Annotated in this window: 12 protein-coding genes; 5 read left to right on the top strand and 7 right to left on the bottom strand. The window is 41.7% G+C overall.

Annotated features, from left to right (window positions below; all coding sequences use genetic code 11):
• Positions 1-61 precede the first annotated feature (61 nt).
• The 3 genes from ACN6KS_RS04805 to ACN6KS_RS04795 all read right to left on the bottom strand — a co-directional run bounded on the left by ACN6KS_RS04805 (position 62) and on the right by ACN6KS_RS04795 (position 3540).
• The gene (locus tag ACN6KS_RS04805) at positions 62-697 is read right to left on the bottom strand and encodes a response regulator (protein ID WP_094871545.1); all 636 of its coding nucleotides are present in this window, start codon (positions 695-697) and stop codon (positions 62-64) included.
• A 24-nt stretch (positions 698-721) separates the two neighbouring features.
• Positions 722-2368 (bottom strand): sensor histidine kinase, encoded by a 1647-nt coding sequence (locus tag ACN6KS_RS04800; protein ID WP_094871544.1) that lies wholly within the window; start codon positions 2366-2368, stop codon positions 722-724.
• Between the two features lie 317 nt (positions 2369-2685).
• Complete coding sequence (locus ACN6KS_RS04795; protein WP_179281648.1) at positions 2686-3540, bottom strand: helix-turn-helix domain-containing protein; 855 nt, start codon at positions 3538-3540, stop codon at positions 2686-2688.
• Between the two features lie 84 nt (positions 3541-3624).
• Between ACN6KS_RS04795 and ACN6KS_RS04790 the strand changes: the two genes are divergently transcribed.
• Positions 3625-5535, top strand: coding sequence for a family 20 glycosylhydrolase (locus tag ACN6KS_RS04790; protein WP_280787753.1), 1911 nt, complete (start codon positions 3625-3627; stop codon positions 5533-5535).
• A 41-nt stretch (positions 5536-5576) separates the two neighbouring features.
• On the opposite strand, the gene ACN6KS_RS04785 is transcribed toward ACN6KS_RS04790, so the two are convergent.
• Entirely contained in the window at positions 5577-5870 is a 294-nt protein-coding gene (locus tag ACN6KS_RS04785; RefSeq protein ID WP_094871539.1) for a hypothetical protein, read from the bottom strand.
• Between the two features lie 103 nt (positions 5871-5973).
• On the opposite strand from ACN6KS_RS04785, the gene ACN6KS_RS04780 reads away from it, so the two are divergent.
• Together ACN6KS_RS04780 and ACN6KS_RS04775 are read left to right on the top strand one after the other, a co-directional pair.
• Complete coding sequence (locus ACN6KS_RS04780; protein WP_440961478.1) at positions 5974-6909, top strand: hypothetical protein; 936 nt, start codon at positions 5974-5976, stop codon at positions 6907-6909.
• A gap of 94 nt (positions 6910-7003) precedes the next feature.
• Complete coding sequence (locus tag ACN6KS_RS04775) at positions 7004-7243, top strand: NHLP leader peptide family RiPP precursor (RefSeq protein ID WP_170880314.1); 240 nt, start codon at positions 7004-7006, stop codon at positions 7241-7243.
• Positions 7244-7259: 16 nt separating this feature from the next.
• On the opposite strand, the gene ACN6KS_RS04770 is transcribed toward ACN6KS_RS04775, so the two are convergent.
• Complete coding sequence (locus ACN6KS_RS04770) at positions 7260-9170, bottom strand: sensor histidine kinase (protein WP_256989886.1); 1911 nt, start codon at positions 9168-9170, stop codon at positions 7260-7262.
• Between the two features lie 114 nt (positions 9171-9284).
• Positions 9285-11183: an ATP-binding protein gene (locus ACN6KS_RS04765; RefSeq protein ID WP_440961477.1), complete on the bottom strand. Its 1899-nt coding sequence runs from the start codon at positions 11181-11183 to the stop codon at positions 9285-9287.
• Positions 11184-11407: 224 nt separating this feature from the next.
• Here ACN6KS_RS04765 and ACN6KS_RS04760 point away from each other — a divergent pair, with 224 nt between their 5' ends.
• A complete protein-coding gene (locus ACN6KS_RS04760) occupies positions 11408-11806 on the top strand; it encodes a hypothetical protein (RefSeq protein WP_440961476.1) in 399 nt (132 codons plus the stop codon).
• A 93-nt stretch (positions 11807-11899) separates the two neighbouring features.
• Here the strand turns inward: ACN6KS_RS04760 and ACN6KS_RS04755 are convergent, their stop codons facing one another.
• The gene (locus tag ACN6KS_RS04755) at positions 11900-13105 is read right to left on the bottom strand and encodes an MFS transporter (protein WP_076283887.1); all 1206 of its coding nucleotides are present in this window, start codon (positions 13103-13105) and stop codon (positions 11900-11902) included.
• Between the two features lie 204 nt (positions 13106-13309).
• On the opposite strand from ACN6KS_RS04755, the gene ACN6KS_RS04750 reads away from it, so the two are divergent.
• On the top strand, positions 13310-13993 hold the full coding sequence (locus ACN6KS_RS04750) for a peptidylprolyl isomerase (protein WP_094871568.1): 684 nt from the start codon (positions 13310-13312) through the stop codon (positions 13991-13993).
• Positions 13994-14087 lie beyond the last annotated feature (94 nt).

The following is a 14087-nucleotide window of genomic DNA, read 5'->3' as shown; positions in this document are numbered from 1 at the left end:
AAAAAACACGGACATCCTGTCCGTGTTTATGTACGATGCTGCTTATAAAGCATTTCAGCTTTCACTCATATGACATTTCATATTTGGTCAATCCAACAGCATTTGCGTAAAGCGCTGCCTGTGTACGATCTGCCACCTGTAATTTCGCTAAAATCTGACTGACATGCTTTTTCACTGTAAATTCACTAATAAAAAGACGTGAGGCAATTTCTCTGTTACAAGCGCCCTGTCCCAGCTCGATTAAGACTTCCTTCTCTTTAGGGGTCAATTCATCTGTTGGACTGCTTCCACTCATTCGCATCTTATCTTCCATCAGACCAGGATCATAATACTTTCTTCCTTTATAGACCAACTGGATAGCAAATAGTAACTCTTCTGGCAATGCCTCTTTTAGTACATATCCGTCTACCAGCACTTCCTCAGCTTTCAGAAAATCCTCTCTGCTTGCAGAGGATGTCAGCAGAATAAACTTACTAACGATACCTCGAGCACGTGCCGTCTTGATGACATCAAGTCCTGATTCATCCGCTAATTTAAGATCAATGAGTACAAGGTCAGGCTGCGTCTCCTCAATCACAAGAAGCGCTTCTTGGCCGTTCGTCGCCTCTCCAGCAAACTTCACATTTGGTTGCATCGAAATAACGGATGCCAGCCCTCTTCTAACTAGAGGATGATCATCTACAATGACGATTTTCATAGAAACGACCTCCCGCCCTAAAGTTTATGCATTCTTTAATTCAGCTACACCCACAGGAATGGAAATCAAGATTCTCGTTCCCATATTTTCATTACTGGACAGCTGGAAGTCGCCACCTAGCGACTGCGTCAAATATTGCATATTCTTCATGCCAAGCCCACTTGCACTATCTTCGGATTCAATCCATAACAAATCAGTATCAAAACCAACACCATTGTCATAAATCAATAATCGGATCCAAGTCGGTTTCAGAGACAGTTCTACATCCACTCGACTGGCAGCGCCATGCCTGATGGCATTTCCAGTAGCTTCAGAGATAATTCGAAAAAGCGCCTTGTGATAAGGATAAGGGAGACTGAAATCATCTCCCGTTATTTTTAATTCAATATCAACATCATTTAATCTGGATAAGCTCTTCAAATGTGATCTTACCATGCCCAACCATGTAGGCCCGCCACTCTTTTTGGAGCTAAGACTGTAGATCGTGATCCGCAGTTCTTTAGCAACCTTTGTAGCAGAGTCATGAATAAGCTCAATTTGTTCTTCTAGCTCATGATCTGACATTCTCTTCCACGATTCCTTCAGCGAATGCGTCGCATACACAATACCAAAAAGGCTCTGGGATACACTGTCGTGCATTTCATCCGCAATCCGGTTCTGTTCGTTCGTGATGATCAGCCGGTTCTCAATCACACCAAGCTCATGCCTTTCAAGAATATTCGCACTTAGCTCAGATAAGAATATCAATTGTTGAATATACCATCTGCGGCCTTCCAGCCCCTCTGTAGACTCCAGCTTGAGTCCAATCATCCCTACAAAACGGGTGCTCATCCGTACAGGCATCAGCAGGAAATCTCCTAATCCCGGAAGATTTCTAAAAATAGGCTCTCGCTGCAATCTCCATTCATGCTCATGTTTTCCCAGTTCTGAGAATAGGAACTGTTCCTCCTCCTGCTGCCAGCCGGTCTGCCTGCTCTGCGGAGCTGGTTCTCCGCTTTTCTTAGCGAACCAAAACAAAGCCTTATCTAGCTTCGTTAGCTTAACAACATAATCGGTGATCACTTGACCGATATTCATGAAATCATGTTGGCTTGAGGTTTCCACGATATGGTACAGCGATTTGATATGCTCCATCGTCTCTTTCGTGCGGGCATTCGATTCTTCACGTTGCCGCTTCATCCGATTAACGATCTGCATTATTATAACCGTAAGTACCAGTGTTAGAAACAGATTCCCATTTACAAATACAATTTCCAGAAAAGTTTTGTTCGCAGAATTGATAAAAAAATAACAGAGCACCGCAAAAATACTGATGTAACTTAACAGCAGCGACCATCCAAAATAAATGGACAATGAACCTGCAGCAATCAATACAGGGTTTAGCACATAGAGCCTAAAAGAACTCTCGTACCCACCGGTAAACAAGGTCAATGCAATAATTCCCACCATCTCTATACTAACAGCCAGGACGAGAGTCTTTGGCCTGCTTCGTAACCTCCGATAACCAAATGAGAACGTTTGTGCAAACAGAAAGAGTATGGCAATAACAAGGAATTTATAAATTACGGAAGGTCCCGTTTTATCTAGAAGATACATGAGCGATGTGAGGGACAAAGAGAAGTACCTGTAATACTCAATCAGTTTGTCTTCTGCAGTTGGCTTGATTTTCATCCCACCACCCTATTCTCCAGTTTTTTTGGAAAATGCGAGATTATGCTGTGCTCGATAAAAGCATCATACATGAGAAAAATCACAATAACAAGTTGACATTTCCCATGTTTGCGCTTCCATTTGAAAAATAGTTACAAAAAATTTATTATTTTTTCAGGAGATTTTATACCTAAAATTTGTCATTTTATCCACTATAGTTATTAAGAACTAACGTATTTATGTAATATTAATCCATAATTTAAAATAAATTTTATAAAACGACAATAATTAAACAATTATAACAATTCTCATTGGGACTCTAGTAGTATAATGTCGATTTATATGTTACTTCGACAAAGCTGCGGCGCAATTCCCATATATTTTTTAAATAAACGTGAAAAATAGAAAGGATCATTATAATGAAGCATGCCCGATATTTCTTTCACTTGTAATGAGGTATTGAGAAGCAGCTTTTTGGCCTCAGCCATTTTAAGACGGTGAATATATTCATGAAGCGGATACCCGCTACTACGCCGAACAAGACGACGAAGGGTAGACATGGAGATATGATGTTTTGCCGCAATTTGATCTAGGTCCATTTCACCATAAATGCATAAATTCAGGTCCTCCCGAATCTGACGCATATAATCTGCCTGGGCATTCCAACTTTTTTCTTCTATTATAAAAGAACACTCCAATAGCATCCTTTCAACGAGTAGTGCGGCCCGATCCGCATCTGCAGGTTCTCCACTCTCCATCCGCTCTAGCACTTCTTCAAATAAGGCCGAAAGTCCCATGATCGAATTCGCTTGGAACACATTCCCGCCAGCGATTAGCCCCGACTCCAGCCATTCCGATACACGTGTCCCATTAAAATTAATATAATACTCATCCCAGCTCCCTCCATGCGGTGGACCGAAATTATAACTGTATCCTGGACGAAAAAAGAATAAGCTGCCTTCACGCACCTGCTGTTCTTTCCCCGAAGTCTCCCTATAGGTGCCACCACCTGATACTATGTAAACAATAGCCCAGTGTTCAAAAACTACGCCTGAACGGAATAACGTTCTTCCAGGCAAATGACCGGCTTGTCCGACTCTAATATTTTTAAGCTTCAGCTTAGAGGACTCAACCTTCGGATCAATAATTCGTATTGGATAGGGACTGATCATATAATCCATGTGCTTGGACATTATAGACATTCCTCCCTCTGTTTAGTAGTGATAAGGTTATTGTGAACTTGATCATATTCTACATGAATAAGAGGTGTCCACGCTATGCTTAATCATTCTACACTACTGCTTCTGCCTAATCCGCGTGAAATCACATTGTCGCAAGGCTCATACCGTTTCCCAATCAGCGGAAGCATTGTGCTTCCTAGTACGGGAGAGCAAAGTTCAATGCCTGCTGCACAAAAGCTGCAAGCTGTGATTAAACAAGCCTTAAATCTTCATTTGACCTTATCTATTGGCACACGTCCAACGGTTGTATCCGCTTGTATCTTTAGCTATGTGCCATCATTATCTGAGCAGGCATACGAAATAGTTATTGATCAGAGCGGTATCGTTGTCTCCTATAGCTCACCTGTCGGTGCCTTCTACGCAGTAGCCACACTGAAACAAATCATTGAACAAAGCGGCAGATCTATTCCTCATCTGCAAATTCGCGATGAACCTGATTTTGGAGCCAGAGGGATAACCGTTGATATCAGCCGCAATAAAATTCCGAAGCAAGAAACCTTGTACCGAATCATTGACCTTATGGCCGATCTGAAGATGAACCAGCTTCAGCTATATATAGAAGGTACGCCGTTCGCGTATGAATCTTTCCCTCAAGTGTGGGAGCTTGAGACTCCAATCACAGGAGAGGAAATCTTGCTTCTAGATGCCTACTGTAAAGCGCGTTATATTGAGCTTGTTCCAAACCAGAACAGCTTTGGACATATGGAAGGCTGGCTTTCCCGTCCTGAATTCAATGCTTTAGCCGAAATTCCAGAGGGATTTATGCTTCCCAAGGAATTGTACATGGGGGATGTATATCCAGAAGGACTATTTATGCATCCCGGTACGTTTGATACCGAAGATCCTGCTGTGCTCCCTCTGCTAGAAAAAATGTTCGACGATCTGCTTCCATACTTCTCCTCTAATCAATTTAATGTAGGCTGTGATGAGACGTATGAGCTTGGTCTTGGCAAAAGCAAAGCGCTGGCTGAATCACAAGGCAAGGGTCAGATCTATTTATCTTTTCTGCAGAAGATTTATGAGCTTGTTACGAAACGCGGCAAGACGATGCAATTCTGGGGCGATATTATTATCCAACATCCCGAACTAATCCCTCACCTGCCTAAAGATATTATTGCTATGGAATGGGGTTACAGTGCGGAACATCCTTTTGAATCGGATACCCTCAAATTCCGTGAAGCAGGTATTCCTTTCTATGTCTGCCCAGGTACCAGCTCATGGAACTCCATTACAGGGCGTAGCGACAATATGTTTGCCAATCTGCGTAGTGCAGCTATTCATGGCAAAAATAATGGTTCTATCGGCTATCTCATTACCGATTGGGGTGATCATGGGCACTGGCAGCATCTCCCAATCAGCTACACTGGATATGTTTATGGTGCTGCGCTTTCCTGGAATGTAGATAACAATTTAGATGTAGACACTGCAAAATATTTGAATACATTCATCTTCGCGGATCGTTCCGAGGGTATTGGTCAACTACTCCTTGATCTGGGCAATTACTATCAGCTTGAATCCGAGATTATTCGTTCAAATGATACGGAAATGTCCCTGCTCCTTCGTACTAATCTCGACAATTTGTTAATTGTAGAGAAACTTACCGAAGATCATTTCAACAATCTCGAAGAATACATGCTCTCTATCGAGACACGTCTCTCGGGGCTTGATCTTCAATGTGATGATGCTGATCTTGTTCTTAAGGAACTGAGTAATGGAATCCATTTTGTGAAGCACGCTGTGCAGCTTGGAAGAATTAAACTGCAGCTGGCATCCGCGCCAGATACGATTGACCCTAATCTGATTACAGAACAAATCAATGATTTGAATGTTCTTCTTCATCAGTATCGTCTATTGTGGACCGAGCGCAACCGACCCGGCGGCCTAGATCAAAGTATTTGGAGACTTATACGTCTAAGAGGACAATATGAAGCATTGAAATCGGAGTAATTTCCTCATCAAAGCTGCAATTGGCGAGTCGAACGCTGAATTTAACGTTTCCGACTCGCTAAGCGCAGCTCTTCATATTGATTTTCAAGCATTTCCCGCTCCCGTTCTTCATGCTTTTCTCTGCCAATTCCCTCTTTCATGCTTTCCTCATCCTCATAGATTTGCCAAAGATCAGAGAACAAATAATTTTTGATTTCCACTGTTTTTCCATTCAATATCCCATTGGTCCAAATAAGTCCCGAAGAGGTACGCATTACAATGCGGCCGTCTGGCGTTTCAGCCTTTTGCCCCATTCGAATAGTCATAAGCATTTGTCCAAAAGTATAACACTCCATTCGTCCTTAAACCTCCTAAATTTTAGTTGTAATGGAATAAAGAGAAGGATATAATCAGGTCGAAAGAACCAGTTATTTGCAATTTTATTGTAGGAGGGATGCAATGGATTGGCTAAATGATTATGAAGAAGAACTCCGCTTAGTCTTTCAAGAAAGTAGAAAGATCATCTCCGAATTTCCTGAGCCTCTAGATTCACAAGGCATATCCTATCTTGAACATTTTAACGTATTCAATGCGGAAAGCCACAAAAATTACATATGTTATCTATTGCCCTTTTGGCTTCAGAAAAGCTGTGGACTCTCAGCAGAAATTACCCGTCAAATGTCGATGGGCAATGTCTTCTTCATGCTATATTTTTTCATACAGGATGACCTGATGGACAGCAAAGAATCCTCTACATACGATAGACTGCCTTTAGCGAACCTACTCTATGTTGAATTTTTGAATATCTACAGACTTTTATTTCCGAATGACTCCTCTTTCTGGACCTCGTTCAATCGTTATATCGCTCAATGGGCAGACAGTGTTAGTAATGAAACCGCCAGTGATTATTTTCTTAACGATCGGATCAAGATCCCTTATAAAGCCAGTCCACTCAAACTATCCAGCACCGCTGCCCTTCTGTTATCTGGTAAGGATTCTCTTGTACCACAGTCTGAGGAAATGATCGACTCTGTTCTACTTACACTACAAATGCTTGACGACTATGAAGACTGGAACGAAGATTTATCAGAAGGCAGCTATAATTGTCTCCTCTCACTCACACGAAGCTATCTATCCGCTGATAAAGCAACCACACTCACATCAAAAGAGGTCGAATTCTTCCTGTTTACAGCAAACGGACTACGTACCTATGCTGAGCTAGCGCAGGATACGCATCGCAAAGTAATGGCTTCCAGCTTGGATGTACCTCATCTCCTAGCATTCCACTCCATGTTGGTGACGAACTTACAACAGATCTCCGATTCCATCGAAGCAGAAAAGCAGCTTTTACAAGGTGGAGGCTTGTTTTATTATTTGTCAAAAAATATACAATAATTCTATTATTTTGTAATTAAAAGAATAGTATTAGCACAATTGCTATGTTATATTATTAAAGGTAAATATATACATTTTGGGAAGGGTGATTATTATGTCAGAAGCAGTTCTTAGAAATCAAGTCATTCAAAAGGCATGGGAAGATCCAAGTTTTAAGCAAAGACTACTCGCAGATCCAAAAGCAGCTCTCCAAGAAGCGCTAGGCGTAATCATTCCCGACAGCGTTACCTTGAAAGCCGTTGAAGAAGGTTCAAATGAATTCTATCTTGTAATCCCACCAAGTCCATCATCAGATGTATTGAAAGCAACCGCAGCACCACGCGGTTCTTGGTAAGACAGCAGGATTAACCTCATAGGGAGTAGGAATCATCCGGAGCTTCTGCCAGTGGCAGTATGGTAATGGATTCGGTTCCTACTCCTTTTTTGCTTGTGAATCTCACTTCACCTTGCATAGCTTCAATGATGCGGAAGGTGACCATCAATCCTAAACCTGTTCCTTTATTTTTTTTGGTGAAATATGGTTCTCCTAGTCGGTGCAGAACATCAGGGTCCATTCCTTCCCCGTTATCTTTGATGTGAATAATCACTTTATCATCTTCACCATACACCGACATATAAATGAACCCTTCCTCACTGAATGATTCAATGCTGTTCTTGATAATGTTAATGAACGCCTGCTTAAATTTCGAGGAATTTCCTTTTACCCATAATTGACCGGATACATCCAGAATCATTTTCCCTCCATTGATGTGACACAGGGGCTGCATAATACTCTCAATATGCTTGAATTCATCATATAAATTCAGACTAGAGATCGTCTCAAATTCTGGTTTAGCAAAGGTTAAGAAATCAGTAATAATATTGGATGCACGATCTAGTTCACTTAGGGCCATTGACATATAAATTTGCTCTTCGTTAACAGATTTCTCGCTAAGCAGCTGCAGAAAGCCCCGAGTGACTTGTAGTGGGTTTCTTACTTCATGAGCTACAGATGCAGCAAGCTCGCTAATGATCTCCATTTTTTCCGAACGCTCCAATTCATTGTTGAAACGCTCTAGTTCTCTAGAGTAATTAACAACCTGTTGATGGTTAAAGGCTAATCTTCGTTCCAGAATTACGATCAAGGAAATAATGAAAGCAACCAGCCCCCACTTCCACAAGAACAAATCATAATTCCCTTTTTGGATGTAATACCATAATAGCTCTGCAACTACAGTAAACGCAGCGGTTCCAAATCCAATGGCAAACACAATAGCATCTTTATTTCCTTTAAGAGAGAATATAACCACACATGCGATCAGCAGGATGAATTGGAGGATAAGGATAAACCCTATAATGGTGGTAGAAATAAAATAATAGAACTTAATATAGTGATTATTGGATAGGAGATTGATTAAAAGACATAACAAACCAAAAGAAGAGTAAAGCACTTGAAATTGACGAAATTTTCGAATGATACTGAATTTACCACTACCGAATAATTTCTCAAATAAAAAGGTAAGCGCTGGGAGAAGTGAAAAAAGGGCTAAGTCTAAGCATACGTTACTAATTGGCCCCAATTTATTGTAAAAGGTATAGATGAAGGGGGAGTAGGTTATAGAAAGGATTCCAGTAGCCGCTATAACCACTGCTAGTGAAGCAACACTGGAGAAATAATCTTTGTTTATGTATAGAGCACTTATAAATAGAACGATAGCCACCAGAAAAAAAGCGCAGCCCAAAATCACATCACTTAGTCCATTCTCAATATATTCATTAATTAATTGACTATGTTCACCGATCATTACACTTTCTTTAATTCCAATTCTGTCTTGCATGGTTTCTGTCCAGATATATAGTGTTTTCCCGTTATCTTCTTTACTTAAAGGCAACAGCAAAGAATAGTTATCCTTGATATATTTACGATTTTCCTCGAAGATCAAACGATCCTCCACATACACTCTCACATGAAGAGCATATAAAGTATCGATATACACCGATGGAGACACATAACTTAAAACGGGTAAGGAAATGCGGGTCCAAGAAGAGGATACTCCTGAAGGTAACTCTGGGAGTCCCTTCTTAGAATCTATGTTCATCCAGCCTTGCTGGCCTTCACTCCACGGAATCTCTTTTCCTGCATTTCCTGTTTCATCCCCCCATTTCATTTGCCATTTTGTAATTTCTTGGGGTGGATTTGGGTTCGCCGCCGATACAATAATAGAGCCACAACCTATCAGGAGGAGTGAAAGGGTGATTGTAATGTGGAGTATTCTAACCATCAAGCGCATATAGGCACCTCAGAAGGAAGTTTCAGAAACAATATTCTGTGTGTTACTACTTCGCTCACTATGCTACCCTTTCCTTCTAAAAAACGGAATAATCATTAAATTCTCCTAATTTTTTCTAGCCTTTGGCAATTTAATAATAATCTCCGTCCCTTCCCCCTTCTCACTCTGAAACTCAGTTGACCCTTCCATCGCCTCAATTATTCGGAAGGTTACCATAAGTCCAAGCCCTGTTCCTTTTGTTTTATTAGAGTAATAAGGCTCACCCAGTCGGGCCAGTTCACTACCACTCATCCCTTCTCCATTATCACGTACACTAATCATTATATGGCCTTCGGATTTCCAGGCCGTAATTCTAATAAGTCCATTATCCTGTAAGGCTTCGATGCTATTTTTTATAATATTAATAAACGCTTGTTTAAATTTGGCAGATGATCCAATCACGCAGAGTTCTGACTGCAGGTTGAGTTCAATGACTCCCCCTTGCAAATTTGCAAGCGGAGCGAGAATACCCGACACATGCCGTAACTCCTCGGATACATCAAGCCTCTCAATGGTCTCTAGCCCTGGCTTAGCAAAGGTAAGGAAGTCTGAGATAATCACCGTAGCTCTATCCAGTTCTGCGATAGCCATCTGCATATATTCCCTCTCCTTATAATCTGAACGTTCTCCTAGGATCTGAAGGAAACCACGGGTTACCTGTAAAGGATTCCGTACCTCATGCGCTACAGAAGCCGCCAATTCACTTATAATCTCCATTTTCTCGGAACGCTGCAAATCATTATTAAACGTTTCAAGCTTACGAGAATATTCAACAAGTTGCTCGTGGTTTCTCGTAAACCTTCTCCCCAGAATGACGATTAAGGATACTACGAAAACCATCATCCCCCACTTCCACCAATATAATTGATAGGATTCTCTGGATATGTAGTATACGATCAATTCGACAAGAGATATAAATGCAAAGATGGTAAACCCTGTAGTAAAAACAATAGCATCTCCATTGCCGCGATAAGTATGAATTAACGCTAAGCTTACCAATAATATAAATTGCACAATCATAATGATGCCTAGAATATCAGCAGTCATGAATCTATAAAAGTCTTCCAGCTGATACGACAGAAGGATATTAATAACCATTAGTGAAAAACAGAATATAGAATATACCAATTGAAATTTACGGAATCGGGTAACGATTTGTTTTTTCCCTGAACCGAATATTTTCTCGAAATAAAAGGTTACGGATGGCAACAAAGTGTACAACGCTAAATCAAAGAAAACAAGCACGATTTTCCCATAATCCCCGAGGATGATCGGCAAAAACGAAGAATACGTAACCACTATAACTCCAATAGATAAGAGAATTAATACCAACAAAAATCCGTCCGTAAAAAATCCTTTTCTCAAGAATAATGAACAAATAAACAGGACAATAGCTATAAAGATAAATGTCGTCCCAATGATAATATCCATTAAGCCCTGCTTTACATAAATGGACAACAGCTCACTGTAGCGATCTACTCTTATTTCGCCTTCTATTCCTAAATCCTTGCTTCCTCCGTGTGTCCATATGTATAGTTCCTTCCCTCCATCTTCTATGGATAAAGGAATTAGAATTTTGTTGCCGTTGAAATTGTATTTATTCTCAGAATCATATACTAACGCGTTATTCACATAAGCTTTGACGCTATTTCCATATACCTTATTAATGAATAACGCGGATTTCTCGCTCATTTGCGGCAAAGAAAACCGGAGCCACGCTGAGGATGTACCTTTTGGCGTCTCTGGTTTGTTATCATGAGGCGTTACGCGAATCCATTCATCATCTGCAGCTGCTACAGCTTCTTCGACAGTCTCTGCTTCTGTATTTCCAAATCTAATCTCCCAGCTTGGCAGCGCAGAGTCTGATGATCCAGCACTCACTATCGCCGCACCGTAAGACACTATTGCTGTTAGCAATAGAAATAATAGCAAAGAAGCCGCTATCTTTGGTTTTGGCAACTTCATCGTAGCACCTCAGTAATTCATTAGTTGTTTAAATGATCATATATGATTCTTAATTTCGACAACCTTCGCACTATTCCTGCCTATTCTTGTTAATTCCCTCGAAAAAAGACGTTATTTATCAGCGTTATTTCCCTGATTATTTATAAACCGATTCGAACATAGGCAATCGGGTAAAGATACATATGAGAAGTCCAAATCTTAACCTACCGAGGGAGTGAACGGCTATGGAAGATACACCTAATAAAACTGAGGCCGACTTTGCATACGAGCGTTATATACAAGCTGATATTGATGTAGAGGATGTTGTCAATGAAGATGCCGACCCCGTATTGGTTGGCGATAAATATTTGGCGGCGGATATTGGTTTAAACCAACCTGAGGAAGCACTCGAAAGAAATGACTTACTGGAATCCGATGCATTCTTGGCTGCTGAAACGGCAGGACTAACAAGCAGCGATACTGATGATGACGAGGAGCTGCTAGAGATGGAAGAGGAGGATCCGCCACTGGAAGATATTCCTGATGCAGATGAGGTGTATCCAGGATCCATCATCGACCCTGCTTCACCACCAGTAGATGGAATGCCTGGAACGGACATCTTAAACGGATCACAGGGAGATTAGACTATATAAAGCCGCCGGAATAGGATCCGGCGGCTTTATTTGTCTTTCAATATGAGCACTGGTCTCAGAAAGGGTTATTCTTGTTGCTGCCGGTTATTCTGCTGAACGCGCTGCTGCAATTTGGGAATCCAGCTTACGGGTCTTAACCAATACCGCTGCTACAAGCAGCATCACCCCATTGATCACAAACACCCAGCGGATCTGGATAAATGCCCCAAGTAAGCCACCTATAATAGGCCCGGCCATTGTCGCGAGTTGAGATGCCGCTTGGTTGAGACCAAAGGCACGTCCACGAAACCCGGGTTCAATCACTTGTACAATCATTGCGTTTACAGATGGAAGCACACCTGCATAGAACAAGCCGTAGGCAAAACGAAGAACGGCGAATTCCACATACCCTGTAACAAAGAACTGCAGAATATTACCGATACCTCCACCGATTAATCCAATGAACAAGATCATCCCGAAACCCTTCCGGCTTCCAATTCTACCCCACTGCGGAGCCATTAGCACAGTAGCAATACCCACAGCGGAGAATACAATTCCTGAGCTTAGCGAGGCGCTGCTTTTGGCGATTCCCATGTCTAGCAGATGTATCGGAATAAGCGGCTCCAGAATCATAACAGAAAAGGTGCTTATTCCCGCCAGCGATAGCAAAGTCATAAATGCGCGATTGCTACGCGCTTCCTTAATATCATCACTTACATGAGACCTCGGAGCAGATCGGTCAAAATTCTCTTCTTTAGCAAAAAAAGTAGCGATAAGTGCCGAAACGAGTACAATACCTGCTGAGAATAAAAAAGCAACCCGATTGCTTGTGTAAAAACTCACTACACCGCCGATCAATGGACCAATGATACTGCCCGTTGCTCCGGCTGTAGACATAATACTCAGCGCATAACCGGTCTTATCCTCAGGTGTGTTCGTAGCCACCATGGCTATCGCAGCGGGAACAAATCCAGCAAGCAATCCTTGCAGTACGCGCACGATCAGAAAGACGTAAGGATCATGCACGAAGTAATTAATCAGATATAAGGCTGCCAAACTGAAGCCCGAGCGAATAAGCATCGGCTTCCGACCATATTTGTCGGCTAAGGAACCCCAGTAGGGAGAAATTAAAGCGCTGGCCAGAAAGGTTATGCCAAAACTAACCCCAGACCAAATTTCCAAATGATTCGTAACCCCAAGTTCGTCACTCAAAAAAATAGAGAGGAACGGAATAGAGATCGAATACGCTGTACTACAAAAAAAGACACCCACCCAAAGCACGATTAAGTTCCGTTTCCATGAAAAGCGCATGATCTACACATCCTTTCTTGATGTTCTCGCGGAAACATTCCTATTATTGTAAACCTCTTTTGTGAATGTGCCAATCCCACATGTCACAACTGACCTTTGCATGTAAAGGGACAAAGAGGTTATTATGAGAAGTACCTACGAGATTATTCAAGAAAAAGGAGAGATTGATTAGTGAAGTCTACACGAGCAAGATCTGCTATCCTAATGGTCATGTTATGCCTGGTGATGGTTATTGCAGCAGGTTGCGGTAATAAGCCTACCAATAATAATGCCAGCAGTAATAATGGAAGCAGCAGTGGAGCAGCAGGTAATAACGCTAGCAGCGAGACAAATCCTGGAGCTAATGAAGGGCTCCCTTCAGCTACAGCAAGCCACCCCGTTGTGACCATTGAGATGGATAATGGAGGCATCATCAAAGCCGAGCTTTATCCTGAAGTTGCCCCTAACACGGTTAACAACTTCATCTCACTGATTCAAAAAGGATTTTATGACGGCACCATATTCCATAGAGTGATCCCTAATTTCATGATCCAGGGCGGTGATCCTGATGGAACCGGTATGGGTGGTCCAGGGTATAGTATCGCCGGAGAATTCTCTGGAAACGGGTTTACTAATAACCTGTTGCATACGGAAGGTGTTCTGTCCATGGCAAGATCGCAGGCTCCAGATTCTGCCGGCTCCCAGTTCTTTATTATGGATGCAGCTTATCCTAGTCTAGATGGAAGCTATGCCGCTTTTGGCAAAGTTACCGAAGGCATGGACGTGGTTAAATCCATTGTGGGCTTGAAAACAGACAGTTCAGATCGTCCAGAAGAACCGCCAGTGATGAAGAAAGTAACCGTCGACACACTAGGCGTCACTTACCCGGAACCACAAAAAGTACAATAACAAGCAAAAACGCCTTCGGCGTCCTTAATGGACGGTAAGCGTTTATTGAGAGAAATATAAGGATAATATATAGCGTGAAACTTATAAATTCTTA

This window comes from Paenibacillus nitricinens (assembly GCF_052056485.1).
Lineage (GTDB): Bacteria > Bacillota > Bacilli > Paenibacillales > Paenibacillaceae > Paenibacillus_AQ > Paenibacillus_AQ nitricinens.
The sequence above is the reverse complement of the archived record's forward strand: the minus strand, read 5'-3'. Positions and strand labels throughout refer to the sequence as shown.

Coding starts and splice junctions, on each gene's coding strand:
- ACN6KS_RS04805 (WP_094871545.1), bottom strand. CDS start 697: ATGAAAATCGTCATTGTAGATGATCATCCTCTAGTTAGAAGAGGGCTG.
- ACN6KS_RS04800 (WP_094871544.1), bottom strand. CDS start 2,368: ATGAAAATCAAGCCAACTGCAGAAGACAAACTGATTGAGTATTACAGG.
- ACN6KS_RS04795 (WP_179281648.1), bottom strand. CDS start 3,540: ATGTCCAAGCACATGGATTATATGATCAGTCCCTATCCAATACGAATT.
- ACN6KS_RS04790 (WP_280787753.1), top strand. CDS start 3,625: ATGCTTAATCATTCTACACTACTGCTTCTGCCTAATCCGCGTGAAATC.
- ACN6KS_RS04785 (WP_094871539.1), bottom strand. CDS start 5,870: ATGGAGTGTTATACTTTTGGACAAATGCTTATGACTATTCGAATGGGG.
- ACN6KS_RS04780 (WP_440961478.1), top strand. CDS start 5,974: ATGGATTGGCTAAATGATTATGAAGAAGAACTCCGCTTAGTCTTTCAA.
- ACN6KS_RS04775 (WP_170880314.1), top strand. CDS start 7,004: ATGTCAGAAGCAGTTCTTAGAAATCAAGTCATTCAAAAGGCATGGGAA.
- ACN6KS_RS04770 (WP_256989886.1), bottom strand. CDS start 9,170: ATGGTTAGAATACTCCACATTACAATCACCCTTTCACTCCTCCTGATA.
- ACN6KS_RS04765 (WP_440961477.1), bottom strand. CDS start 11,183: ATGAAGTTGCCAAAACCAAAGATAGCGGCTTCTTTGCTATTATTTCTA.
- ACN6KS_RS04760 (WP_440961476.1), top strand. CDS start 11,408: ATGGAAGATACACCTAATAAAACTGAGGCCGACTTTGCATACGAGCGT.
- ACN6KS_RS04755 (WP_076283887.1), bottom strand. CDS start 13,105: ATGCGCTTTTCATGGAAACGGAACTTAATCGTGCTTTGGGTGGGTGTC.
- ACN6KS_RS04750 (WP_094871568.1), top strand. CDS start 13,310: ATGGTCATGTTATGCCTGGTGATGGTTATTGCAGCAGGTTGCGGTAAT.